Below are 22550 nucleotides of genomic sequence, written 5' to 3'. Positions count from 1 at the left end.
TCCCCTGGCTAGCGTGGCTCCGTGACCACCCCGCTCCTGCGTGACCCTGCCCACCGGGTGAGCCCTCGAGCCCGGCTGATGTGGCAGGTGACCGCGCTCGTGGAGGGCGGCGTGACGCTCGTCGTGCTGCTCCTCGTCGGCCTGGCCGTCGACGCGGTCGACGTGCGCTGGTGGATGGTCGCGGCGTTCGTCGCCGCGGTCGCGGCGTGGGTGCTCGTCGTGCCGCAGTGGCGCTACGTCGTGCACCGCTGGGAGGTGACCGACTCGGCGGTCTACACCCAGACCGGCTGGTGGGCGCGCGAGCGCCGGATCGCGCCGATGTCGCGCATCCAGACCGTCGACCACGCCGAAGGGGCGATCGCACGGCTCTTCGGCCTCGCGACCGTCACGGTGACCACCGCGTCCGCCGCCGGCGCCCTCACCATCGACGGCCTCGACCGCGAGCGCGCCCGCGCCCTGGTGGCCGAGCTCACGGTCAAGGCGGACGCCGTCGAGGGGGACGCCACGTGAGCGGACCGGGCACCCCAGCAGCGGACGGAGAGCCGCAGGAGGACCCGCCGCAGCCGCCGGAGGCGCCACAGGCGCAGTGGCAGCGGCTGGACCGCCGGATGCTCCTGGTCCAGCCGGTCCAGGAGACGATCAAGTTCCTGCCGGTGCTGCTCGGGCTCCTCGTGGCGGGCACCGCCTCCGGCGGACGCGGCTGGCAGGCCCTCGGGCTGCTCGTCCCCGTCGTCCTCGGCGTGCTGAAGTACCTCACGACCCGCTACCGGATCGGCGACGGCCGGATCGAGCTGCGGCGTGGGCTGCTGGCACGGCACGTCCTCACCGCCTCCGTCGACCGGGTCCGGACCGTCGACCTGACCGCCTCGGTGGTCCACCGGCTGCTCGGGCTGGTCACCGTGCGGATCGGCACCGGCACGACCTCGACCAGCGACGACGAGCGGCTCGACCTCGACGGTCTTCCCGTGGCCCGCGCCCAGGCCCTCCGCGTCCAGCTCCTCCGTGCGGCGCCCGCCGCCGCGCCGTCCGCCGAGGAGGCCCCGCCCGCCGCCCCGGTGGTCGTCCTGGACCCGACGTGGGCCCGGTTCGCACCCCTGACCTCGACCGGTCTCGCGATCACCGCCGCCCTGGTCGGTGTCCTCACGCAGCTCGCCGACGGCTTCGGCCGGCTGCGGGTCGACGACGACGACCTGTCCTCGTGGGGCGACCGCGTCGCGGGGCTCTCGGTGCCGCTCGCCGCGCTCGTGGCGGTGCTGGCGCTGGCGCTGGCGACCTCGGCGCTGGCGGTGGGCGGTTACCTCGTCGCCAACTGGGGCTTCACGCTCGTGCACCGGGACCGCGCCTGGCACCTGCGCCGTGGGCTGCTGACCACCCGGGAGACCAGCATCGACGACGAGCGCCTCTCCGGCGTGACCCTCGGGGAGCCGCTCGGGCTGCGCGCCGCCGGGGGCGGCCGGCTCTCGGCGATCGCCACCGGGCTGGACGGCCAGCAGGACCCCGCGCTGGTCCCGCCCGCGCCCCGGGCCGTGGTCGCGGAGGTCGCCCGATCCGTGCTCGGCGTCAGCGGTCCGGTCGACGCACCGCTCGTCCGCCACGGCCGTGCGGCGTCGCGGCGGCGCTGGACCCGGGCGCTGGGGCCCGCGCTCCTCGGCGCCGGCGCCTTCGCCGTGGTCGCCGTCACCCGGTCACCGTGGTGGTGGGTCGGCGCGTGCGCGCTGCCCGTCGCCGCTGCGCTGCTCGCGTTCGACCGGGTCCGCGCGCTGGGGCACCGGCTCGTCGACGGGTACGTCGTCAGCCGCTCCGGCAGCCTCTACCGCCGCCGTGACGTGCTGGCCACCGGCGACGTCATCGGCTGGACCTTCCGCGCCACCTGGTTCCAGCGCCGCACCGGCCTGGCGACGCTCGTCGCCACCACCGCCGGCGGACGCCAGTCGGTGACCGTCCTGGACGTACCCGAGGAGCAGGGCACCACCCTGGCCGCCGAGGCGGTCCCCGGCCTGGTCGAGCAGTTCCTCGAGCCCTCGGCCGTCTCGCCGTGAGGATCGCCGCAGCGAAGGCACCGGCCGCCCCCTAGCCTGTCGGCCATGTTCTCCAAGGTGCTGGTGGCCAACCGCGGCGAGATCGCGGTCCGTGCCTTCCGCGCGGCCTACGAGGTCGGCGCGCGCACGGTCGCGGTGTTCCCCTACGAGGACCGGTGGTCCGAGCACCGGTTGAAGGCCGACGAGGCCTACGAGATCGGCGAGCGCGGACACCCCGTCCGCGCCTACCTCGACCCGCAGGCGATCGTCGACACGGCGGTGCGGGCCGGCGCCGACGCCGTCTACCCGGGCTACGGCTTCCTCTCGGAGAACCCGGCGCTGGCCGAGGCCTGCGCGGAGGCCGGGATCACCTTCATCGGGCCCAGCTCGGAGGTGCTCGAGCTCACCGGCAACAAGGCGCGCGCGATCGCGGCGGCCAAGGCGGCGGGCGTGCCGACGCTGGCCAGCGTCGAGCCGTCGACCGACGTCGACGCGCTCGTCGCCTCGGCCGAGGCACTGCCGTACCCGCTGTTCGTCAAGGCCGTCGCCGGCGGCGGCGGCCGCGGCATGCGGCGCGTCGAGCGGCCCGGGGACCTCCGCGAGGCCGTGGAGACCTGCATGCGCGAGGGCGAGGCCGCCTTCGGCGACCCGACGGTCTTCATCGAGCAGGCCGTGGTCGACCCGCGCCACATCGAGGTGCAGATCCTCGCCGACGGCGAGGGCAACGTGATCCACCTCTTCGAGCGCGACTGCTCGGTGCAGCGGCGTCACCAGAAGGTCGTCGAGATCGCGCCCGCGCCGAACCTGGACCCGGAGCTGCGGGACCGGATCTGCGCCGACGCGGTGCGGTTCGCCCGGGAGATCGGCTACCGCAACGCCGGCACCGTGGAGTTCCTGCTCGACCCCCAGGGCAACTACGTCTTCATCGAGATGAACCCGCGCATCCAGGTCGAGCACACCGTGACCGAGGAGGTCACCGACGTCGACCTGGTGCAGTCCCAGATGCGGATCGCGGCCGGGGAGACCCTCGCCGACCTCGGCCTCTCGCAGGAGGGCATCGTGCTGCGCGGGGCGGCGCTGCAGTGCCGGATCACCACCGAGGACCCCGCCAACGGGTTCCGGCCCGACACCGGCGTCATCACGACGTACCGCTCCCCCGGCGGCGGCGGCATCCGCCTCGACGGCGGCACCGTCTACACCGGTGCGGAGGTCTCCGCCCACTTCGACTCCATGCTCGCCAAGCTGACCTGCCGCGGCCGCACCTTCGAGAAGGCCGTCGAGAAGGCCCGCCGCGCAGTGGCGGAGTTCCGCATCCGCGGCGTGTCCACCAACATCCCCTTCCTGCAGGCGGTGCTGGACGACCCCGACTTCGCCTCCGGCCGGGTGACCACGTCGTTCATCGAGACCCACCCGCAGCTGCTCAAGGCACGCGGCAGCGGTGACCGCAGCAGCAAGCTGCTGGCCTACCTCGCCGACGTGACCGTCAACCAGCCGCACGGCCGGGCTCCGGTCTCGGTGGTCCCCGCGAGCAAGCTGCCGGCGACCGACCTCGACGCCCCCGCACCCGACGGCTCCCGCCAGCTGCTGCTCAGCGAGGGGCCGGAGGGGTTCGCGCGGCTGCTGCGCGAGCAGATCGGCGTCGCGGTCACCGACACCACCTTCCGTGACGCCCACCAGTCGCTGCTGGCCACCCGCGTGCGCACGTGCGACATGCTCGCGGTCGCGCCGCACGTCGCCCGTACGACGCCGCAGCTGTGGTCGCTCGAGGCGTGGGGCGGCGCGACGTACGACGTGGCGCTGCGCTTCCTGGGCGAGGACCCGTGGGAGCGGCTGGCGGCGCTGCGGGAGGCCGTCCCGAACGTCTGCCTGCAGATGCTCCTCCGAGGCCGCAACACCGTCGGGTACACGCCGTACCCGACCGCGGTGACCGACGCCTTCGTGCAGGAGGCGGCCGCCACCGGCATCGACGTCTTCCGCATCTTCGACGCCCTCAACGACGTCGAGCAGATGCGCCCCGCGATCGAGGCGGTGCGCGCGACCGGCACGACCGTCGCCGAGGTCGCGCTGTGCTACACCGGCGACCTCTCCGACCCTGGCGAGCGGCTCTACACCCTCGACTACTACCTGCGCCTCGCCGAGCGGATCGTGGAGGCCGGCGCGCACGTGCTCGCGATCAAGGACATGGCGGGGCTGCTGCGCGCCCCCGCCGCGCGCACCCTGGTCACCGCGCTGCGCGACCGGTTCGACCTGCCGGTCCACCTGCACACCCACGACACCACCGGTGGCCAGCTCGCCACCCTGACCGCGGCGATCGAGGCAGGTGTCGACGCCGTCGACGCCGCGACCGCCTCGATGGCGGGGACGACGTCGCAGCCGCCGTTGTCGGCGCTGGTGGCGGCGACCGACCACTCCGGACGGGAGACGGGGCTGTCCCTGGCGGCCGTCAACGCGCTCGAGCCCTACTGGGAGGCCGTCCGCCGGGTCTACGCGCCGTTCGAGTCCGGCCTGCCGGCCCCGACCGGCCGGGTCTACCGCCACGAGATCCCCGGCGGGCAGCTCTCCAACCTCCGCCAGCAGGCCATCGCGCTGGGCCTCGGCGAGAAGTTCGAGCAGGTCGAGGACACCTACGCGGCGGCCAACGACATCCTGGGCAACGTCGTCAAGGTGACGCCGTCCTCGAAGGTGGTGGGCGACCTGGCCCTCTCGCTGGTCGGCCAGGGCGTCGACCCCGCCGAGTTCGCCGACGACCCGGGCCGGTTCGACATCCCCGACTCGGTCATCGGCTTCCTCAACGGCGAGCTCGGCGACCCGCCGGGCGGCTGGCCCGAGCCGTTCCGCACCAAGGCGCTGGCCGGACGCACCTGGCAGGCCCCGGACGAGGACCTGACCGAGGAGCAGCGCAGCACGCTCGCCACCGCCGGCGACACGCGGCGCCGGGCGCTCAACGAGCTGCTCTTCCCCGGGCCGACCCGGGAGTTCCTCGAGCTGCGCGAGCGGTACGGCGATGTCTCGGTCATCCCCACCGTGGAGTACCTCTACGGCCTGCAGCCCGGCGAGGAGCACCAGGTCGAGCTGGCCGAGGGGATCCGGTTGATCCTGGGTCTCCAGGCGATCAGCGAGCCCGACGAGCGCGGCTTCCGCACCGTCATGGCGACCGTGAACGGCCAGCTCAGGCCGGTCTCGGTGCGCGACCGGTCCGTCGCCTCGGAGGTGGCCGCCGCGGAGCGTGCCGACACCGGCCGCCCCGGCCACGTCGCCGCGCCGTTCCAGGGCGTGGTGACCGTGGTGGTCGCCGAGGGCGACCAGGTGGCGGCGGGTGACACGGTGGCGACGATCGAGGCGATGAAGATGGAGGCCTCCATCACCGCGCCGGTCGCCGGCCGGGTCGAGCGGATCGCCCTGGGCGGCACCCAGGCCGTCGAGGGCGGCGACCTGGTGCTGGTGCTCGCCTGAGCACGAGCACAGCCGGGGCGTCCGGCACGTCGGGGGCGACGAGCGTCCCCGTCGTCGCCGGTGTCGTCGCTGCGGTCGTCGGGTTCAGCAGCTCCTTCGTCGTCGTCCTCGCCGGTCTCGCGGCCGTCGGGGCGTCCCCGGCCGAGGCCGCGTCGGGGCTGGTCGCGCTCTGCGTCACGCAGGCGCTGGCGATGCTGTGGCTCAGCGTCCGGCACCGCACCCCGCTGACCCTGGCCTGGTCCACGCCGGGCGCGGCGCTCCTGGTGACGACCGGCGTGGTCGAGGGTGGCTGGCCGGCCGCCGTCGGCGCGTTCCTCGTCAGCGCGCTGCTCATCGCCCTCACCGGGCTGCTCCCGTGGCTTGGCGACGTGGTGGGCCGGATTCCCGCGTCCCTGGCGGGGGCGATGCTCGCCGGCGTCCTGCTGCCGCTGTGCCTGGCGCCGGTCACCGCCCTCGCCGACTCCCCCACACTGGTCGGCCCGGTGGTCGGGACGTGGCTCGTGGGCCAGGTCCTCTTCCGGCGCTGGGCGGTGCCCGCCTCGCTCGCCGTGGCCCTGCTCGTCGTCCTGCTCGAGGCGGGCGACGCGGTGGACGTGGCCGAGCTCGCCCCCACCCTCGCGTGGACCACGCCGGCGTGGACCCTGCCCGCGGTCGTCTCGATCGCCGTACCGCTCTACGTGGTCACCATGGCTTCCCAGAACGTCCCCGGCGTCGCGGTGATGACCGGCCACGGGTACGCCGTGCCGTGGCGCGAGGCGATGGGCGTCACGGGCGTCGGGACCCTGGTCGCGGCGCCGTTCGGCGGCCACGCCGTCAACCTGGCCGCGATCACCGCCGCGATGGCGGCCGGCCCGCTGGCCGGGCCGGAGCGGTCCCGTCGATGGCTGGCGAGCGTCAGCGCCTCGGGCACCTACCTCGTCCTCGCGGCCGGCGCGTCGGCGCTCACCGCGGTCGTGGTGGCGGCGCCCGGCGACATCGTGCAGGCCGCCGCCGGGCTGGCGCTCGTCGGCACCCTGGCCTCCTCGCTGTCCGGCGCGCTCGCCGAGGAGGACGGTCGCGAGGCCGCCGCCGTCTGCTTCCTGGTCGCGGCCTCCGGGGTCACCGTCCTCGGCGTCGGCTCCGCCTTCTGGGCGCTCCTCGCCGGCCTCGCGCTCCGCCCGCTCCTGGGTGCGAGGAACTGAGGCACGATCCGCGGGTTTCAGGCGCTGGTCCCCTGGGCAGCACGAAGGCAGCACGAGACAGCACGGCGCCGGCCGCGCACCACCGGAGGAGGCACGGTGCCCGACCACGTCGAGGATCTCGCGGTCCTGCGTGAGCAGAGCGACGTCCTGTTGCAGCAGACGGCCGGCGCACAGCAAGCGGTCGGGCCGGTCGAGGGCGCCGACGCCACCGGCGAGGTGGTGGTCCACCTCGACGCGGACGGCCGGCTCCGGGCCGTCCAGGTCGGCTTCACCTGGGACCGTCGCCTGACCGGCGCCAGGCTGCCCGGCGCCGTGCTCGAGGCTTTCGCCGGAGCCAGGACCGCCCGCCTGGAGGCGTACGCCGCGGCGGTGGCCGAGGCAGCCGACGGCCCCGCACCACGCGCGCGGCCCGGTCGCCACGGTTCGCTCTTCGTCGACGCCTTCCGGGACCGGCTCGCGGCCGCCGGCGAGACCCGAGCGCGGCCGGCGCGCTCGTGGAGCAGATGCTCGCCGACGTCCGGGAGGGCCTCGACGAGGCCAACCGGCTCCTCGACGACCACGCCTCGGTCCGGCACCAGGGCCGGAGCCGTTCGGGGCACGCCCGAGCGACCGTCAGCTCGGGCGGCGAGCTGCTCGACGTCGAGCTCGACCAGCGGTGGCTGCCCAAGGCCCACCCCGCGAACCTCGGTCGGGAGATCACCGACGCGGTGCTCGACGCGGTCGGGCGCTCGCGTCGACTGGGTCCCGTGGGGCCTCGGCTGGGCCGTGGACAAGTTCATGGCGCTCTGGGACGTGGCGATGGAGAAGATGGGCCAGTTCTGGGACAAGGTCGGGGAGTTCGTCTCCTACATCGGGGCGCCGTGGGACCTCAACGCCGCCGCGGACGACTGGGTCGGCGTCGGCGGCCCGGTCGCGGCGCGCGCCACCGAGGCCGACCGGTCGCAGAGCGAGGTGGACTACCAGTGGAAGGGTCGCGCCGCCGACCGGTACGCCTTCGCCCTCTCGGCGCAGCAGAAGGCGCTCACCGCGGTGCAGAGCAAGCTCACGGCGCCGATGGGCCCGGCGCTGAGCAGCCTGGCCACCGCGCTCTACATCTTCTTCGGCGCCGTGATCGCCGCGATCGCCATCCTCGTGGTCGCGATCGTCACCGCCACGGGCGAGGCGATCAGCATCCTGGGGCTCCCCGCGGTGCCGCCGACCGTCCTCACCGGCGCGGCCGCCGCCATCGCCGCCATCTCGGCGGCCATCCTCAACCTGCGTGGCGCGGCGAGCAGTGCCCAGGACGTGTTCTCCCAGGTCGCGTCCGAGACCGGGGACTTCGGCGCGCAGGGCTGGCCGGCCGCGGTCATCGGCTGATGCCGGAGACCCGTGACCCGGTCCGCACCGCCACCGGCCGCGCCGCGCTGGCGTCGGCGGCCGGCCACGCGGCCGTGGCCGCCGTCGGTGCGGTCGCGGCCGCCGACAGCACCTCGGACCGCCCGCTCTTCGTGCTCCTCACGGCGCTCGGCGCCGCCGGGGCCGTTGCGGCGCTGCTCGTCCGGCTGGGCGCCCGCAGCGCCTCGGCCGGCGGCCGGGGCGCCCTGGGCAGCGCCGCCGTCCTCCTCATCGGGTCGGTCGCGCTGGTCGTGGCGATCACGCTCCGTGAGCAGGGTTTGGCCGTGGCGGTGATCGGTGTCCTGCTCGTCGCCACGAACGGCGTGCTGCTCCTGCGGGCGGCCCGGGGTCCCGCCCCAGGGACCGGCGGGGACCTCAGCCGGCGGCCGGCTTGAAGGTGAGGTACGTCGACCGCAGTCCGAGCGCTGAGCGGAAGGCGTCGCCCGACACCGTCACGGTGCCGCTCGAGCCGGTGAGCCGCAGGGTCCGCACCCGGCCGCCCCACTGGCCGTTCCCGTCCCGAGCCACGACCTCGATCCGCTGCAACCTGCCGACGCCGGGCCAGGTCCGCTCGAGGCGGGCGGTCTCGACCTCGGTCGTCCAGGTGTGGACGGGGTTGCCGGCCCAGCCGTCGTAGGGGTCCTCCTGCGCCGTCAGGTAGGGCACCGAGCCGGCCGAGGTCCAGCCGCCGCTGCTCGAGGCGAACTGGGTGAACGCCGCCCGTCCGTCCACGGTGAGGATCTGACGCCGGGTGGCGTCGACGGCGGCGTTGGAGGCCGGGTGCTCGGCGGCGTACCCGCCGTAGACCTGGCACGACGTCGTGTCGCAGAGCTGGTAGTCCGTCGAGCGCGGGTGCGCTCGCTCGTGGGAGGCGTAGGTCCGGGCCGCGACCGCCTGTGCGCGCACGGCGGCCGGGCTCCAGGTCGCGGGGATCTCGAGCGGCACCACGCCCTTGAGGTAGCTCTCGAGGGTGAGGTCGTTGACCGTGTCCACGCCGCCGGGCACGACCGCTGCCCGGAGCCGGCCGCGGTAGGGGCGCAGCCCGCTCGGTGTCACGAGCGTGATCGGCGCACCACCGGCGTAGAACTCGCCCTCCCCCGCCAGGTCGCGCCAGCCGCGCCACTTGCGGGCGTGGTACGAGACGCGCAGGTCACCGTCGGGGGCGCGCTTGATCCGCCACCGCTTCGCGCCGTTGTCCGGGAGCAGGGTGCGCTCGCCGGTGGTGAGGTCGGTGATGCCGAGCCGGGTGCGCGGGAGCACCTCGACGTCGTCGGTGGTGTCGGCCGAGATCTGGACGGTCACCCGCCCCTTGCTCACGCCCCACCGGGTGCCCGGGTAGTAGAACTTCACGATCCGGCGGTGGCTCAGGCCCTGGCGCGCCGCGCCCTCGGCGCCGTACTGCGACATCCCGTGGCCGTGGCCGTAGCCGCGGCCGGTGATGGTCACGGTGTCGGCGCGGGCGACGCGCCAGCGGTCGGTCGAGGTGCTGGCGGAGGCGGCGCCTGCGGACACCCCGGTGAGCACCGGGACCACGAGGGCGCACGCCGCCACGGTCCGGAGCAGGCGCATGCACCAATGGCACCACCTGTCACAGGGCGCCGCAAGGTTGATCGTTGAACTACAGTGCTGTAGTTCGCGTCAGTGCCGGTAGTGCGGCTGCGACTGGGCGTTGAAGGCCCGCATCCGGACCTTGCGTGCGGAGGCGACGAGCGGGTCGTCGACGCGAAAGACCTCGAGCCCGCGCGTGATGTCGTGGCTGTAGACGCGCCCGTTGTACCAGTACGACGACCACGATCCACCGAGCACCAGCTCGGTGTCGCTGATCGCGCCTCGGTCGAAGTGGGCGATCTCGACGGGGTTCGCCGAGTCGGTGAAGTCGAAGACCGAGGTGCCGCCCTGGTACCACGCCTGCACCATGATGTCGCGGCCCTCCACGGGCACGAGGGAGCCGTTGTGGGCCACGCAGTTCTCGGTGAGGTCTTGGGCGCGCGGCATCTTGTAGTAGCTGCGGAAGACGAGCTGGCGGCCGACGATGTCGTAGATGCCGTTGGCCCCGCGCGTCGGGCCGAGCAGCGGGTTGCAGGTCGGGGCGGAGCCGCCGCCGAGCTCGTCGGTGAAGACGAGCTTGGTGCCGGCGTTGTTGAAGGTGGCGGAGTGCCAGAACGCGAAGTTCTGCTGGTCCTGCACCCGGTCGATCACCCGAGGGCGGGCCCGCCGGCTGATGTCGAGCAGGACGCCGTCACCCATGCAGGCCCCGGCGGCGAGGTCCTTGGCCGGGTACGCCGTGACGTCGTGGCAGCCGGTCGTCTCGCTCGAGCCCAGCGGGGCGGTCGTGCCGGCGTTGCCGCCGTCCGGGAACAGCACCGGCGTCGCGACCACCCTCGCCCGGGCCGGCCGTGCGACGGGGATCTTCACGACGCTGATGCTGTCGTGCGGCGGGCGGCAGTCGGGCTGGTCCGAGGCCGGGCCGTAGGAGGAGACGTAGACGAAGACGTTCCGGCCGTTGTCGGACGGCGCCAGGGTGTGGGTGTGCGACCCGCACGCGGTCTCGACCGCGGCGACGTACCGAGGTCGGGCCGGACGGGAGATGTCGAAGACCCGGATGCCCTCCCAGCTGGACTTCTCCGAGGCCGGCTGCGCCTGGCTGCGGCAGGAGTCGTCGCTGCGGCTGGAGTCGACCGAGAGCACCAGGAGCCGGCCGTGCACGGACACGTCGTTCTGGGCCCCGGGACAGACGACCTGCGCCACCCGGCGCGGCTTGCCGGGCCGCTTGATGTCGTAGACGGTGAAGCCGAGGTAGTTGCCGCCGAAGGCGTGACGCCCGCGGAAGGCGAGATCGGTGCCGTAGGCGCCCTCCTCGGCGAACGACCCGGCCGGAGGGACCGAGCCGACCAGCCGCATGTCCGGCGATCGGTCGACCTCGCCCGACGCCGCGGCCGCGGTCACGCCGTCCATGCGGGCGAGGAGCTGGCCGGGCAGGTGGCACCCGTCGGCGAAGTTGTCGCCCGCCGAGGCGAGCCGCCGGGCCTCCGTCGGCGAGCAGGTCGTCGGCACGACCTCGCCGCTCGCCGCGCCCTGCCCGAGCACCAGCCCGGAGGCGAGGAGGGTGGCTGCCGCCGTGGCGGCGAGGGTGGTACGAGCGGGACGCAGGTAGCGCACGGGGGTTGCCTTCCGAGGGAGCAGTGACCGGTGCAACCCGGCTCCGACCCGTAGGTTACGCCGGATTGTGGTCTCCTTGGCGCATGAGCACGCGGCGCGGATGGGTGGTCTGTGCGCTGCTCGCCCCTCTCGTCGGGTGCTCGTCGACCGCGGGGTCCTACTCCACGCCCGACCCGGCCGCCCCAGCGGCGACGGCGGCTACGGCGGCGGCCGACGCGCCGTCGGCCGAGGTGGTCGAGGTGCAGCCGGGAGGACCGGGCGAGCCGTCGTCCACCGCAGTGGTGCTGCCCGAGGAGCGCTGGAACCACGACGACCTGGCCTTCGTGCAGATGATGCTCGTCCACCACCGTCAGGCCCTCGACCTGGCCGCGCTCGCGCCGGCCCGCGCCGCGGATCCTCGGGTGCGTGCCCTCGCCGGGCGCATCGAGGCGGCGCAGGCGCCCGAGATCCTCGTCATGGCGTCCTGGCTGCGCGCCCGCGGCGTCGACGTGCCGCAGCCGGGCGAGGACCCGCGGCAGTACGACCACGCGGAGCACGGTCACCGGGGCATGGTCGGCATGCTCGGGCCCGAGCAGCTGCAGGCGCTCGAGCAGGCCCGAGGTGCCGGCTTCGACCGGCTCTTCCTCGAGGGGATGATCGAGCACCACCTCGGCGCCGTCGCGATGGCCGCCGACGTCCGCCGGCACGGCACCAGCCTGCGCGTGGGCGAGCTGGCGCAGGACGTCGAGGCCGGCCAGGCAGCGGAGGTCACCCGCATGGAGGCTCTGCTCGCCTCCCCCGCCTGACGAGTCGGGACCTGTGACGGTCGAATCGGGACCTGTGACGGTCGAATCGGGACCTGTGACCGTTCAATCGGCCGATTGAACCGTCGAAACCCCCGACTGAACGGTCAGGGGTCCCGACTCAACGGTGGTCAGAAGCGGTGGTCAGAAGCGGTGGTCAGAAGCGGTGGAGCCGCCGCGCCGCCTCGGCCAGCGAGCCGGACATCGACGGGTACACCGTGAACGCCTGGGCGAGCTGGTCGGCGGTGAGCGACTCCGCCACCGCCACCGACACCGGGTGGATCAGCTCGCTGGCCCTCGGGCCGACGACCACGCCACCGACGACGATGCCCGTGCCGGGCCGGCACAGCAGCTTCACGAAGCCGTCCCGGACGCCCTGCATCTTGGCCCGCGGGTTGCCCGAGAGCGGGAGCATGACGACCTCGGCCTGCATCTCGCCGGCGTCCACGGCCTCCTGCGACCAGCCCACGGTGGCGATCTCCGGGGCGGTGAAGACGTTCGAGGAGACCTTCTTCAGGTCCAGCGGGTGCACGGTGTCGCCGAGGAAGTGCCACATCGCGATCCGCCCCTGCATCGCGGCCACCGAGGCCAGCATCAGCACGCCGGTGCAGTCGCCGGCGGCGTACACGCCCCGGGCGGAGGTGCGCGAGACCCGGTCGACGTTGACGAAGCCGCTGTCCTTGAGGATGACGCCGGCCTCCTCCAGGCCCATCCCAGCGGTGTTGGGCACCGAGCCGAGGGCGAGGATGCAGTGCGAGGCCTCGACGGTCCGGCCGTCGGTGAGCGCGACCCGCACCGTGTCACCGTGCCGGGTGACCGACTCCATGCGGGACTTCGAGAGCACCGTCATGCCGCGTCGGCGGAGCACGTCCTCGAGCACCGCGGCCGCGTCGGCGTCCTCACCGGGCAGCACCCGGTCGCGCGACGAGACCAGCGTGACCGGGATGCCGAGGTTGAGGTAGGCACTCGCGAACTCGGCGCCGGTGACGCCGGAGCCCACGACCACCAGCTCGGTGGGCACCTCGGTGAGGTCGTAGACCTGCTCCCAGGTGAGGATCCGCTCCCCGTCGGGCTGGGCCGTCGGCAGCGTGCGAGGCGCCGCGCCGGTGGCGACCAGCACGGCGTCGCCCTCGATGACCTGCTCGGAGCCGTCCGCGGCCCGGGCCACGACGCGCCCGGGTCCGTCGAGCCGACCGACCGCCTCGACCACGTCGACGCCGTCCTTGGCCAGCCGCCGGGCGATGTCCTCGGACTGGTCGGCCGCGAGCTGCTTGACCCGCTGGTTCACCCGGGCCAGGTCGACCCGGATGGACGTCGCCGCGTCGCCCTCGTCGTCCTGGAAGACCACGCCGAGCTCGGCGGCGCCCGAAAGGTCGCTCATCACCTCCGCGGTCGCGATGAGGGTCTTGCTCGGCACACAGTCGGTGAGGACGGCCGAGCCGCCCACGCCGTCCCGGTCGACGACCGTGACGCGTGCCCCCAGCTGGGCGGCCACGTGGGCCGCCTCGTAGCCGCCGGGCCCTCCTCCGACGATGACGACGCGATCGGTGCTCACGGCGACTGCTCCTCTCAGGTCACTGGGTCTCGACTCGCCGGACCGCGACTTCGTTCCTCAGTCGCGCCGGCGGCTCGACCTGGTCGAGCCACACCGCCCGCTCGTTCCTCGCGCGCGGCTGCTCGACTCAGAAGTTGATCATGTGGCCGGCGATGCCGTGCACCGCTTCCTTCACGGCCTCCGACAGCGTCGGGTGGGCGAAGATGTTGCGGGCGACCTCGTCGGCCGTCAGGTCCCACTGCTGGGCCAGGGTGAGCGCCGGCAGCTGCTCGGTGACGTCGGGGCCGATCATGTGGGCGCCGAGGATCTCGTTGTGCTCGGCGTCGGCGACGATCTTGACGAAGCCGACCGCGTCGCCGAGGCCCTGCGCCTTGCCGTTGGCCGAGAACGGGAAGGTCGCCGTCTTGACGTCGTAGCCCTTCTCCTTGGCCTGCTGCTCGCTGTAGCCGAAGGAGCCGATCTGGGGCTGGCAGTACGTCGCCCGCGGGATCATGTCGAAGTCGATCTCCATCGTCTCCGCACCCGCGATCGTCTCGGCCGCCACGATGCCCATCGCCTCGGCGGCGTGGGCCAGCATCATCTTGCCCGTGACGTCGCCGATGGCGTAGACGTTCTCGACGTTGGTCCGCCCGCGGCCGTCGACCGCGATCGCCCCGCGCTCGGTCAGCTCGACACCGATCGCGTCGAGGCCGTACCCCTCGGTGCGCGGCTGGAAGCCGATCGCCTGCAGCACCTTGTCGGCCTCGAGCACCTGCTGCTCGCCGTCCTTGGAGACGGTGACCTTCACCTTGTCGCCGGAGTCGTCGATGCTCTCGACCTTGGTGGAGAGCAGCACCTTGACGCCGAGCTTCTTGTAGTGCTTCAGCAGCTCCTTGGAGACGTCGGCGTCCTCGGTGGGGACCATCCGGTCGAGGAACTCCACGATCGTCACGTCGACGCCGAAGTTCTTCATCACGTAGGCGAACTCGACGCCGATGGCGCCCGAGCCGGCGATGACGATGGAGCCGGGCAGCTCGTCGGTGAGGATCTGCTCCTCGTAGGTCACGACCCGCTCGGAGAGCTCGGTCCCGGGGATCAGCCGGGTCTGCGCGCCGGTGGCGACGATGAGGTGGTCGAAGGTGTAGGAGGTGGTCTCGCCGTCCTTGGCCACGTCGATCGAGGTGGCGGAGGTCAGCGTGCCCCAGCCGTCGATCTCGGTGATCTTGTTCTTCTTCATGAGGAAGTGGACGCCCTTGACGATGCCCGCGGAGACCTGGCGGCTGCGCTTGTGGGTGGGTCCGAACGCCATGGTGGCGTCGCCCTCGATCCCGAACTTCTCCTTCTCGTGCGCCAGCACGTGGGCCAGCTCGGCGTTCTTGAGCAGCGCCTTGGACGGGATGCACCCGACGTTCAGGCAGACGCCGCCCCAGTACTTCTCCTCCACCACCGCGACCGACTTGCCGAGCTGTGCGGCGCGGATCGCTGCGACGTAGCCACCGGGACCGGCACCGAGGACGAGGACATCGAAGTGTGAGCTCACGACGGCCAGCCTAGTTCCGTCGCACGGGCCACCCCAACTGGGGCAGCGGACCGGCACTACCCTGCCCTCGTGACGCTTCACCCCACGCCGCTGCTCGCTGCGCTCGCACCGCCGCAGGGACCCCGATGACGCTCTACGCCGCCTACGGGACCAACCTCGATCCCGCCCGGATGGGCGAGCGGTGCCCGCACTCGCCGATGCGGACCACCGGCTGGCTGACCGGCTGGCGGCTGACCTTCGGTGGCGAGGAGCACGGCTGGGACGGCGCGCTGTCGACGATCGTGCAGGACCCCCTCGAGCAGGTCTTCGTCGCGGTCTACGACGTCACCCGCGAGGACGAGCAGCAGCTCGACGGGTGGGAGGCGGCCGACTCGGGCCTCTACCGGAAGACGAAGGTGCGGGTCTCGACCATGGACGGCGAGGTCGTGGTGTGGACCTACGTCCTCGACGCCTACGAGGGCGGCCTGCCCTCCGCCTCGTACCTCGGCGTGCTGGCAGATGCGGCCGAGGCGGCGGACGCACCCGCCGACTACGTCGCGGCGCTGCGCCGCCGCCCGTGCCGCTCGACCGGTCTCTGACCACCGCCCCGCGGCGACCAGAACCCACGGACGCCCGACCACCAGGCGTCGTCGCACCGACGCGCGGGTGATGCACAGGTGACGCGGGGATGACACAGGGGCGAGCCCCCGCGGGCACCGCAGCCGCGGCCGACGTAGGCTCGGCCCCTGTGAACCACGAGCAGCCTTCCGACCCCTACGCGCTCGCCCAGGAGGCGGCCGGGGTCCTCGCGGACCGCACCGGCGTGGAGCGCCACGACCTGGCGCTGGTGCTCGGCTCGGGCTGGCTGCCCGCCGTCGACGCGCTCGGTGAGGTCACCGCGGAGATCGCCACCACGGACCTGCCGGGCTTCACCGCCGCGGCGGTCGCCGGCCACTCCGGACGGATCCGCTCGCTCCGGGTCGGCGACCCTTCGACAGGACAGAGCAAGCACGTGCTCGCCTTCCTCTCCCGCACGCACTACTACGAGGGCCGCGGCGTGGCCGCGGTCGTGCACGGCGTCCGCACGGCGGCCGCCGCCGGCTGCTCGACGGTCGTCCTCACCAACGGCTGCGGCGGCCTCAAGGAGGGCTGGACGCCGGGGACCCCGGTGCTGATCTCCGACCACATCAACCTGACCGGCCGCTCCCCCATCGTCGGGCCGACCTTCGTCGACCTCACCGACCTCTACTCGGGCCGGCTCCGGGCGCTGTGCCGTGAGGTGGACCCCACGCTCGACGAGGGCGTCTACGTCCAGTTCCCCGGACCGCACTACGAGACGCCGGCCGAGATCGGCATGGCCCGGGCCATCGGTGGCCACCTGGTGGGCATGAGCACCACACTGGAGGCGATCGCTGCCCGTGAGGCGGGCATGGAGGTGCTCGGCATCAGCCTGGTGACGAACCTGGCGGCGGGGATCAGCGGCGAGCCGCTCAACCACGAGGAGGTCCTCGACGCCGGTCGCGCCGCGGCCTCGCGCATGGGCGAGCTCCTCGGCCGGATCGTCCCGAGGATCTGACATGCCCCACGCAGCCGACGACACCCGGAAGGCGCTCATCGACGCGGCAGCGCGCGCCTTCGCCGAGCACGGGATCCACGCGGCCTCGCTGCTCGAGATCACCCGTCAGGCCGGGCAGCGCAACCGTGGAGCGGTGCACTACCACTTCGGCAGCCGCGAGGGCATGCTGACCGCCGTCCTCGAGCGGCACGCCGACGAGCTCGGCCGGCGCGAGCTCGAGCTGCTCGCGGTGGCCGCGGAACGACCCGACGACGACGTCGCCTCGGTGATCGAGGCGATCGTGCGGCCGGTGACCGAGATGGCCGAGTCCGGATGGCGGGGACGCTGCTACATCGTCATCGTCGGCGAGCTCGTCCAGCAGGACATCACGCCGCTGGGACCGGAGGTGGAGGCCGCCCTGGCGCGCACGGGTGGCTACGAGCTCTTCGACCTGTTGCGGAGCCGGCTCGTCCCGCTGGGCATGGACGAGGCCCTCGAGCGGGAGCGGCTGGCCCTCCTGGTGGCGTTCATCATGCGCTCGATCGCTGATCGGGCGCGGGCCGGCGAGCTGCCTCCCCGGGGCCGCGACGAGCTGCCCACCGAGCGGTTCATCTGCAACCTCGTGCAGATGGCCACCGCGATGCTCACCGCGCCGCTGCCCGCCGGCGGCTAGCCTTCCGGCGTGCCCCGCATCAGCGCCGGCTCGCTGGAGGAGCACCGGGCCGCCCTCCGGCGCCGGATCTTCGACGCCTTCGCCGAGCTCGTCGGCGAGCGCGGCTACGACGCCGTCTCCATGGCCGCGCTCGCCGAGCGCGCCGGGCTGGGCCGCACCACGATCTACCACCACTTCCCGGACAAGGCCGCGGTCGTCGTGGGCTTCGCCAGCCACGAGACCGAGCGGTACGTCGAGCGGTTGCGCGCCGCGCTCGGGGACACCAGCGACCCCGCCGAGCAGCTGCGCACCTACGTGCGCCACCACCTGGCCGCCGGCGACGAGCTCCACGTCGAGCTCACGGGCCCACGGGTGGTGGCGTCCCTGTCGCCGGACGCCCGCCAGCAGATCCGGGCTCACGTGCTGGCCGTCGAGGAGGTCCTGCGCGCGATCGTCGTGGACGGCGCGGCCGCCGGCCGGTTCGTGGTGGAGGACGTCCACGGCACCGTGGCGCTGGTCCACGCGTGCCTGGGCCCGCGGCACCTCCCTGCGGGCACGATCGAGGCGTTCGTGCTCCGCGCGGTCGGCGCCACGGGCCCGGCCACGACTACCGCTTGATCCGCAGCCGGAGGTTGTCCGCCGTGCGCAGGTACGTGTCGGACCCCCGGTAGACAGCCCGCACCCGGTAGCTGCCCTTCCGGAGCTTCGGCACCGTGACCTTCGCTCGGCCGTCCACGAGGGCGCGGGTCCTGGTGACGACCGGCCTCCCGTTGCGGACGACCCTCACCTTCACCTTCCCCGTGACGTCGCCGTGGTCACCGGAGTAGACTGCCTGCAGCTTGCCGCTCCGGTGGGTGGTCGGCTTCTTCGTCCACCGCACGGTGGAGGTGGGAGCGACCTTCGCCGGCGCGAGGGTGGCCCAGTCGATCCGGACCGGCGTCTCGGTGTCCTGGGTGGTGTTGGAGTGGGTGTGCGCCTGCCAGGTGTAGAGCGCGTACGCCGTGCCGCGCTCCAGCTTCTCCGCGGGTGCGGTGAGCGAGACGGTGAAGGATCCGTCGGGCATCTGCGCCGGGGTCACCCAGGCCGCGGCCGCGAAGGCGCCCTGGTCGTCCTGGGAGTCGGTGTCGGGCAGCCCGCCGGCGGGAGCCAGACCGACGTAGACACCGGCGTCGCCGGGGTTGGTGACCGCCCGGAACCCGGTGCCCGAGGCGCGCAGCGTCAGCCCCCGGTCGGCGGAGGACGCCGTCGTCTCGTACGTGAGCGACGGCCCTGCCTGCGAGCCGGCCTCCGACGCCTGGGCGGTGAAGGGTGCGGGCGCCTTCTTCGCGTCGCTGCCGGACCCGGACGCATAGAAGTGCGCGCGCACCCCGGAGGTCAGCTGCGCGAGGAAGTCGGGGTGCCAGGACCGACCGTCGACCGGCTGGTCCGCGGGGATGCCGAGCGCCGCAGAGGCGGCGCCGGGCGCCAGCACACCGGCCCAGTCCGGCGTCGCGGTCGTGCTGCCGAGGCCGCCGGCGAAGGTCCACGGAGAGGCGTCGAAGGTCGTGACGGTCACCCGCGTGGGCGCGGTCTCCTCGGCGGGGTTGCCGCGGGCCGCGACGTTCGAGGCGGAGACCACGGCGGTCACGACGCCCTCGCCCTGCCGGTCGACGGTGACCGTCGGGTCGGCGATCGTGACCGTGTAGAAGGTGGTGCCCAGGAGACCGAAGGAGCCGGACACGGACCCGTCGAAGGTCACCGAAGCCACGCCGGTCGACGCGTCGACCGTCCCCACACCGGCCGGGAACGTCACCACGCCGTCGGCGGCCTCGGTGGCGCCGTCGGTGAGCACGTGGTCCGACAGGTGGTCGTCGAACTGCTGGGAGACCTCCCAGGTGAGGGCCGGCGCGGACGCGGCCTGGGCCGGGGCGCCGCCGGCCACCACGGCGAGGCCGGAGGCGGCGGTCACGGTCGCTGCCGCGGCGGCGACCCATCGGGTGGGACGGTTCATCTGTTCCTCTTCTCTCGGGCGACGCGGTCGCGTCGGGGATCGGGGAGCAGCAGCACGAGTGCTGCGGCGAGCAGGAGGGCGCCGCCCAACCACCAGGAGGCCAGCCACCAGGAGGCCAGCCACCAGGAGGCCAGCCAGCGGTCGGCGTCGACCGGCGCGGAGGCCCCGGTCGAGCCCGTCGCGACGAGCTGGACGCTGGCGGGCACGGTGGCACCCGGGGCGAGCGCGGGCGGCTCCGCAACAGGCGGCGCGGCCCGGTGGGACACGCGCGGACGCGAGGCCGGCGGTGGAGGCGTCGTGACCACCGGGACGGCCGGGGCCGGCGTGGCCGCCGGAGCAGCCGGCGGGGCGACCACCGGGTTGGCGACCACCGGCGGGTTCCCGCCCGCGCCGGCGTCCGGCGCGGGGTCCGGGGAGGCGTCGCCGCCGGCCCCCGCGTGGTAGGCCACCGAGAGCATGGACGGCACCTTGAGCCGGTCGGTCGAGGAGCCGCTGGAGAACCAGAACGCCGCGGTCCCGAGCCGGTGCATGTACCGGACGAAGGACGGCGGGAAGGAGCCGGCCCACTCCCCGTCGGTGACCTGGCCGGGAGTGTCCACGACCACCCCGCGGTACGCCGGGCGGGCGGTCGACCCGCCGGACTCGGACACCTCGACCTCCGGCAGGTCGGCGAGCGTGACCACCTGCGGCGGCACCGGCGCCCACGACGAGGGGTCGTCGGGCGAGGAGGCGTACCCGCGGACGGTGGCGGTGAGGGTGCCCCGCCCGTCGGCCACCTCCAGGACCGGGTCGGAGACGTGGAACATCGACATCCCGGAGTAGTAGAGGACCGTGAGGTCGCCGTCCCACTCGACGTGCGCGGTCCCGCTGGCCGGGTCGATGCGGCCCTCACCACCGGCGATGGCGAAGCGGAGACCACTGGTCGTGCCGCTCGCCGGCGGGCCCAGCGGCTTCCCTGCGGCATCGGTCGACAGGCCCGCCCACGTCGCTCCTCGCCAGCGGGCCCCGTCCCACTTCTGGATCCGCACGGCGCCCGCCCGCTGACGCCACTGCGACCGGGGAATGGTGGAGCCGCCGCGGCCCGGGTCGGGCACCAGGCCTGCGGAGAGGAAGTTGTACGTGCCCGGCGCGTGCGCGCGGTTGCTGGACTCGGCGTTGATGCCCCACCGCAGGACCGCGGTGTCGACCGGCACCGAGGTGTCGGCGGTGGGTTCGGCGGTGGGTTCGGCGGTGGGTTCGGCGGTGGGTTCGGCGACGTCGACAGCACCCGCGGGCCCGGCGACCGCGCCGCCGAGGAGCAGGGCGGCGGCGCCGGCGACCAGGCCGACCACCAGGTCACGCCGCACGGCGCACCCCCCGCCGGACGGTCCGACGGGCCACCGCCACGAGGAGCACCAGTCCGGAGGCACCGGCGAAGACGAGCCCCGCCCGTTCGCCCGCCGTGCGGCCGGCGCTGCGGACGGCGACCGGCCGCGGCGCCGCGGTCGTGACGGCGAACCGCACGGACGGTGCGCCCTCGACCCCGTGCACCCGCAGCTCGTGGGTGCCGGCCTCGGTCGCGTCCGGGAGCGCGAGCAACCCGGCGATGCCACCGTCGGCGCCGACGAGGAAGGGCCCGGCCCCGGCTGCGCCGTCGTCGAGCACCACGGTCACCTGCCGACCCGGAGGCAGCCCGGTGGCGGTGAACGGCAGGACGTTGCCGGCGGCGGCCGAGGCGCGGTCCACCTCGAGCGTGGCGGCGGGGTCGGAGCCTGGACCGGCCGGCGTCCGCGCGTCGGCCGGCGCGTCCGTCGAGCCCCCTGTCCCGTCGTCCGTCGCGTCGTCCGTCGCGTCGTCCGTCGCGTCGTCCGTCGAGCCGCCGGTCGACGGGTCCGCCGCGCCGGTCGTGGGCGCTGCGGTCGCCGCCGGGCCCGCGGTCGGCCCGGCGGCCGCGCCGGCCCCGAGCGGGGCGACGCGCACGGGGGTGAACGTCTCGTTCGCAGCGTTGTCGACGCCGTGGGCGCCGACGGTGATGATGCCGCAGGTGAGCCTGCGGCAGTCGATGGTGCGGACCTCGTCGTCGCGGTCGTAGGCACGGAAGGTCGCCCCGGGCACCACCAGGGTCGTCGACCAGGCGCCGGTGGGCGACATGGTGCCGCCGTTGGCGGAGCCGGCGGTGTCCGAGCCGGGGAAGGCCACGAACTTCTGGAAGCCCTGGTTGTCGCGCGCCTCGCTGTCCGGGACGTACCAGTAGTCCTCGCCCGTGGCCCCGCCCTGGCTCGGGCGCCAGCCCTCGCCCACAGCGCCGAAGAAGACGTAGATCCCGCCGTGGCCGCCCCGCACCGACTGGAAGCCCGTGCCCGAGACGGTGAGGGTGGTGGCGTAGGTCGGGTCGACGACGGGGGCGCCGGCCGGGTTGGTGACGCTCACGCCGGCCGCCGCGTGGGCAGGCGCAGCGGGGACGACCAGCACGCCGGTGGCGGCGAGCAGCAGGGCGGGGATCAGCCGGAGCACGGGACCTCCTCGGTAGCGGGAACGGCGGTCGGACCCGGTCGCGGGTCGCGCACCGGGACGACGACCAGGTGGCCGGCGTGGTCGAGCACCTCCACCGGGTGGGCGTAGACGTCGCTGAGCAGCTCGCCGGTGAGCACGTCGGCCGGGGTGCCGATCGCGCGGACCCGCCCGCCGGCGAGCACGCAGACCCGGTCGGCGTACGCCGCGGCGAGCGAGAGGTCGTGCAGGACGACGACGGCCGCCGCGCCGGCCGCGACCTCCTGCCGCACCACCCGCAGGAGGGCCTCCTGGTGACGGATGTCGAGCGCGGCCGTCGGCTCGTCGAGCAGCAGCACCGGCGTCTCCTGGGCCAGCAGCCGCGCGAAGGACGTCCGTGCCTGCTCGCCGCCGGAGAGGGTCGGGAAGAGGCGCTCGGCCAGGGGCGAGACGTCGGCGCGGACCATCGCCGCGCCCACCACCCGGTCGTCGTCGGCGGCCCGGACCGAGCGGTGCCACGGCGAGCGCCCCATCCGGACGACGTCGGCGACCCGGAAGCCGAAGGCCAGGCCCTGCTTCTGCAGCTGCACCGCCCGGAGGCGGGCGAGCTCCCGGGCGGAGTGGTCGGCGACCGGGCGGCCGGCCACCTCCAGCACTCCCGTCGCCGGCACGACGTCGCCGGAGAGGACGCCGAGCAGGGTGGACTTCCCGGCCCCGTTCGGACCGACCAGGGCGAGCAGCTCCCCCGCTCGGACGTCGAGGTCCACGTCCGTGAGGACGGCCGCACCGCCGAGCTCGACGGTGAGGCCGCGGGCGACGAGCGCGGCCGTGGACCCGCTGGCCACGCCCACGCCCGTCACGCCC

19 protein-coding genes are annotated in these 22550 nt (G+C 74.2%); 11 read left to right on the top strand and 8 right to left on the bottom strand.

Going from position 1 to position 22550, the window contains the following annotated elements:
* Nucleotides 1-21: 21 nt before the first annotated feature.
* The 6 genes from ACSMHG_RS08450 to ACSMHG_RS08425 all read left to right on the top strand — a co-directional run bounded on the left by ACSMHG_RS08450 (nucleotide 22) and on the right by ACSMHG_RS08425 (nucleotide 8421).
* Nucleotides 22-510 carry a PH domain-containing protein gene (locus ACSMHG_RS08450; protein ID WP_435743646.1) on the top strand — a complete coding sequence of 163 codons (489 nt, stop codon included), beginning with the start codon at nucleotides 22-24 and terminating at the stop codon, nucleotides 508-510.
* Complete coding sequence (locus tag ACSMHG_RS08445; RefSeq protein WP_435743644.1) at nucleotides 507-2039, top strand: PH domain-containing protein; 1533 nt, start codon at nucleotides 507-509, stop codon at nucleotides 2037-2039. The genes ACSMHG_RS08450 and ACSMHG_RS08445 overlap by 4 nt, the downstream gene beginning before the upstream one ends.
* A 45-nt stretch (nucleotides 2040-2084) precedes the next feature.
* Nucleotides 2085-5471, top strand: coding sequence for a pyruvate carboxylase (locus ACSMHG_RS08440; RefSeq protein ID WP_435743642.1), 3387 nt, complete (start codon nucleotides 2085-2087; stop codon nucleotides 5469-5471).
* Nucleotides 5468-6652 carry a benzoate/H(+) symporter BenE family transporter gene (locus ACSMHG_RS08435; RefSeq protein WP_435743666.1) on the top strand — a complete coding sequence of 395 codons (1185 nt, stop codon included), beginning with the start codon at nucleotides 5468-5470 and terminating at the stop codon, nucleotides 6650-6652. The genes ACSMHG_RS08440 and ACSMHG_RS08435 overlap by 4 nt, the downstream gene beginning before the upstream one ends.
* Nucleotides 6653-6748: 96 nt before the next feature.
* On the top strand, nucleotides 6749-8008 hold the full coding sequence (locus tag ACSMHG_RS08430; protein ID WP_435743640.1) for a hypothetical protein: 1260 nt from the start codon (nucleotides 6749-6751) through the stop codon (nucleotides 8006-8008).
* Nucleotides 8008-8421 (top strand): hypothetical protein, encoded by a 414-nt coding sequence (locus ACSMHG_RS08425; protein WP_435743638.1) that lies wholly within the window; start codon nucleotides 8008-8010, stop codon nucleotides 8419-8421. Before ACSMHG_RS08430 ends, ACSMHG_RS08425 begins: the two co-directional genes overlap by 1 nt.
* Here ACSMHG_RS08425 and ACSMHG_RS08420 read toward each other — a convergent pair.
* Nucleotides 8402-9595 (bottom strand): SpoIID/LytB domain-containing protein, encoded by a 1194-nt coding sequence (locus tag ACSMHG_RS08420; RefSeq protein WP_435743636.1) that lies wholly within the window; start codon nucleotides 9593-9595, stop codon nucleotides 8402-8404. The two genes, ACSMHG_RS08425 and ACSMHG_RS08420, sit on opposite strands and share 20 nt — an antisense overlap.
* 69 nt (nucleotides 9596-9664) lie before the next feature.
* Complete coding sequence (locus tag ACSMHG_RS08415; RefSeq protein WP_435743634.1) at nucleotides 9665-11185, bottom strand: LVIVD repeat-containing protein; 1521 nt, start codon at nucleotides 11183-11185, stop codon at nucleotides 9665-9667.
* 83 nt (nucleotides 11186-11268) lie between these two features.
* Here ACSMHG_RS08415 and ACSMHG_RS08410 point away from each other — a divergent pair, with 83 nt between their 5' ends.
* Nucleotides 11269-11970 carry a DUF305 domain-containing protein gene (locus tag ACSMHG_RS08410; protein ID WP_435743632.1) on the top strand — a complete coding sequence of 234 codons (702 nt, stop codon included), beginning with the start codon at nucleotides 11269-11271 and terminating at the stop codon, nucleotides 11968-11970.
* A gap of 154 nt (nucleotides 11971-12124) precedes the next feature.
* On the opposite strand, the gene ACSMHG_RS08405 is transcribed toward ACSMHG_RS08410, so the two are convergent.
* Both ACSMHG_RS08405 and lpdA read right to left on the bottom strand, forming a co-directional pair.
* Nucleotides 12125-13540, bottom strand: coding sequence for an NAD(P)H-quinone dehydrogenase (locus ACSMHG_RS08405; RefSeq protein ID WP_435743664.1), 1416 nt, complete (start codon nucleotides 13538-13540; stop codon nucleotides 12125-12127).
* A gap of 109 nt (nucleotides 13541-13649) precedes the next feature.
* Nucleotides 13650-15041: a dihydrolipoyl dehydrogenase gene (gene lpdA, locus ACSMHG_RS08400; RefSeq protein WP_435743630.1), complete on the bottom strand. Its 1392-nt coding sequence runs from the start codon at nucleotides 15039-15041 to the stop codon at nucleotides 13650-13652.
* Nucleotides 15042-15166: 125 nt separating this feature from the next.
* Here lpdA and ACSMHG_RS08395 point away from each other — a divergent pair, with 125 nt between their 5' ends.
* The 4 genes from ACSMHG_RS08395 to ACSMHG_RS08380 all read left to right on the top strand — a co-directional run bounded on the left by ACSMHG_RS08395 (nucleotide 15167) and on the right by ACSMHG_RS08380 (nucleotide 17845).
* Nucleotides 15167-15619: a gamma-glutamylcyclotransferase gene (locus ACSMHG_RS08395; RefSeq protein ID WP_435743628.1), complete on the top strand. Its 453-nt coding sequence runs from the start codon at nucleotides 15167-15169 to the stop codon at nucleotides 15617-15619.
* Between the two features lie 149 nt (nucleotides 15620-15768).
* A complete protein-coding gene (locus ACSMHG_RS08390; protein WP_435743626.1) occupies nucleotides 15769-16596 on the top strand; it encodes a purine-nucleoside phosphorylase in 828 nt (275 codons plus the stop codon).
* 1 nt (nucleotide 16597) lies between these two features.
* A complete protein-coding gene (locus ACSMHG_RS08385; protein ID WP_435743624.1) occupies nucleotides 16598-17248 on the top strand; it encodes a TetR/AcrR family transcriptional regulator in 651 nt (216 codons plus the stop codon).
* A 9-nt stretch (nucleotides 17249-17257) separates the two neighbouring features.
* Nucleotides 17258-17845, top strand: coding sequence for a TetR/AcrR family transcriptional regulator (locus tag ACSMHG_RS08380; protein WP_435743622.1), 588 nt, complete (start codon nucleotides 17258-17260; stop codon nucleotides 17843-17845).
* Here ACSMHG_RS08380 and ACSMHG_RS08375 read toward each other — a convergent pair.
* From ACSMHG_RS08375 to ACSMHG_RS08360, 4 genes are read right to left on the bottom strand one after another with little or no spacing between them, the layout of a single operon-like run.
* Nucleotides 17835-19217, bottom strand: coding sequence for an HtaA domain-containing protein (locus tag ACSMHG_RS08375; RefSeq protein WP_435743620.1), 1383 nt, complete (start codon nucleotides 19215-19217; stop codon nucleotides 17835-17837). The genes ACSMHG_RS08380 and ACSMHG_RS08375 overlap by 11 nt on opposite strands.
* Nucleotides 19214-20563, bottom strand: a complete 1350-nt coding sequence (locus ACSMHG_RS08370; RefSeq protein WP_435743618.1) for a hypothetical protein — start codon at nucleotides 20561-20563, stop codon at nucleotides 19214-19216. The genes ACSMHG_RS08375 and ACSMHG_RS08370 overlap by 4 nt, the downstream gene beginning before the upstream one ends.
* Entirely contained in the window at nucleotides 20553-21710 is a 1158-nt protein-coding gene (locus tag ACSMHG_RS08365; protein ID WP_435743616.1) for a hypothetical protein, read from the bottom strand. Before ACSMHG_RS08365 ends, ACSMHG_RS08370 begins: the two co-directional genes overlap by 11 nt.
* Nucleotides 21698-22546 (bottom strand): heme ABC transporter ATP-binding protein, encoded by an 849-nt coding sequence (locus tag ACSMHG_RS08360; protein ID WP_435743614.1) that lies wholly within the window; start codon nucleotides 22544-22546, stop codon nucleotides 21698-21700. Before ACSMHG_RS08360 ends, ACSMHG_RS08365 begins: the two co-directional genes overlap by 13 nt.
* Nucleotides 22547-22550: the final 4 nt, after the last annotated feature.

Source organism: Nocardioides ureilyticus, from assembly GCF_051280745.1.
Lineage (GTDB): Bacteria > Actinomycetota > Actinomycetes > Propionibacteriales > Nocardioidaceae > Nocardioides.
The sequence above is the reverse complement of the archived record's forward strand: the minus strand, read 5'-3'. Positions and strand labels throughout refer to the sequence as shown.